A 2,100-nucleotide genomic window follows, 5' to 3' on the forward strand; every position below is an offset into this window, starting at 1 on the left:
GTCGGCGTCGATGCGCAGCTCGGGCAGCAGCCGCCGCAGGGTGCGCTCGGTCGTCTCCCGCATGAGAACATTCGAGGCGACGCTGAGCACCCGGATGCGGGCCCCCCGCCACTGGCGGTTGCGGGTGGTTGTACGCGGGTAGGTCGTGGGCCGCGGACCGGCGCGGACCGGCGAGGCTCGCCCTCGGGGGCGGGGATCAGCCGAGGAACCGGCGCACCGAGGCGGCGGCCAGGAGCGCTTCCCCCAGGTCTCCCCGGCCCTCCAGGGCCGCCGCCGCCCGGCTCGTCCGCTCCGCGTGGGCGTCGTCCACCGAGAACCGGCCTGCCCAGGCGAGGGCTGCCTCCAGGTCTTGGGCCAGGAGGGGGAGGTCTTCCCGCTCGGGGAGTCGGCGGGCCGTGTCGGGGTTGAGGAACCGCAGCTCCTCCAGGAGCCAGTGGCGAAGCTGGGGGCAGGTGGCCTCGGCCAGCGCCCGCTGGTCGTCGGTGAGCTCCTGCCACGCCCGAAACCCCAACACCCCGGGAGGCAGGCCCAGGGTGTAGCAGGAGGCCGCGTACTGGATCGCCCGTACCGCCGGCAACCCTCCCACCCGGCGCGCCTCCCCCGCCACGTCGACGTTGGTGTAGCGCTCCCGTCGGCGGGGCACGGCCTTGGCCACCCGGGAGACCAGGGGCAGGAGCTCCCGGTAGGAGGCCTCGTAGGCCTCCTTGAGCACCCCGATGAGCCCCCGGAGTGCGTCGACCTCCTCTCGGCCGGGCCCCGCCCCCAGGTCGTGGCGGGCGAGGTACCCGCGGCCGAGCTCCTCCCCGAGCCGCCGGCCGGCCCGGATCACCTCTTCCTCGGGGTAGTCGTAGCGGAAGGCCGACTGGACCGTGACCGTAGCCATGCCCGGGTAGGTAGAGAGCACCGCCTCGATGCTCCGGTCCTCCGGCGTCAATCCCCCCCGGAAGGGGGCCGACCCGATCCCGAGGATCTGGGGCACGTGGATGCCGGTGCGCCGCTCGTACTGGCGCCCCCGGTGGAGGGCCACCGACGCGGCCACGAGCGCCGGCACGAGCCCGGCTTTGAGGGCGGGGTCGCTGCGGGCGATGAAGCTTCGCTGCACGTAGGTCTCCTCCCCGGTGAGCTGGCGCCGGCGGTCGATGAGCTCGTCCCAGATGGGCTCGGGGTCCAGGAGGTCCTCCACGGTCTCGATGAGGGGGATGCCCTGGACGAAGAACTTCCCCTCGTAGGGAAAAGAGGAGCCGTTCCCGTAGTGCCGGTACTGCGCGCGCTGGAGCTCGAAGAGGCCGGCGATGTCGCGCTCCACCTCCGCGAGGGTGGCCCCCCGGCTCGCGTCGGGGAGGATGAACTCGGAAAACGGCAGCCATGAAAGCCCCATCCGCTTCATCACCAGGAGGGAGTTCACGAAGATCCCCATGCTCTGCCAGAAGTAGGGGTCGTCACGGTCCGTGTCGCCGTTGGGGATGCGGGGGGTCACGTGGAAGTCGCGCCCGATCACCTTCTCCTCCAGGCAGGTGGGGCAGCGGTGCAGCCAGTCCCAGAGGGGGGTGCACCCCCCCTGCTTCTTCTCGTAGTCGATCATGAGCTCGGGAAGTCCCAGCACCGTGGCGTTGTAGAGGACCTCTTCCTCCTCCAGGTGCCGGTCCACCTCGGGCCCGGGACCGAAGGGCACCTTGGAGACGTTGTCGGGGTGCTGGGTGCCCATCACGTGGGGCAGGAGGCCGACGAGCTCTTCCCCGGTGAGATCGCTTCGGTTGTACACGGTCACCTCCCGGCGCGGGTCCCCCCCTGTACCTGTGTGCCGGCAGGCAGGGGAATGCGCGAGAGGTCCCCCTGCCCTTCGGCGGAAATCAGCTCGCCGACGAATAAGCTCGCGTTCTTGACGAAGAAGAAGGTGGGCAGGCCGTCGGCCAGCTCCGCCAGGCGCAGGGCGTACTCTTCTTCCTTGCCCTGTTCCGGGGTGGCGAGGCCCAGGAGCACCGCGTCCGCGTCGCGGCTCTCGGCCTGGATGAGCTCGCGGATGCTGGTCTCGGGAGGCCTCAAGACGACTTCCACGTCGGCGTCGATGCGCAGCTCGGGCAGCAGCCGCCGCAGGGTGCG

General features: G+C 71.3%; 2 protein-coding genes. Both read right to left on the minus strand.

The window, feature by feature from the left end:
* Window positions 1-196 precede the first annotated feature (196 nt).
* Entirely contained in the window at window positions 197-1,762 is a 1,566-nt protein-coding gene (gene ppcA, locus AB1578_23550) for a phosphoenolpyruvate carboxylase (protein MEW6490874.1), read from the minus strand.
* 2 nt (window positions 1,763-1,764) lie between these two features.
* On the minus strand, window positions 1,765-2,100 hold a 336-nt coding region (locus AB1578_23555), incomplete at its 5' end, for a hypothetical protein (protein MEW6490875.1).

The sequence above is a fragment of the Thermodesulfobacteriota bacterium genome, assembly GCA_040756475.1.
In the GTDB taxonomy this organism is placed as follows: Bacteria; Desulfobacterota; Deferrisomatia; order Deferrisomatales; family JACRMM01; genus JBFLZB01.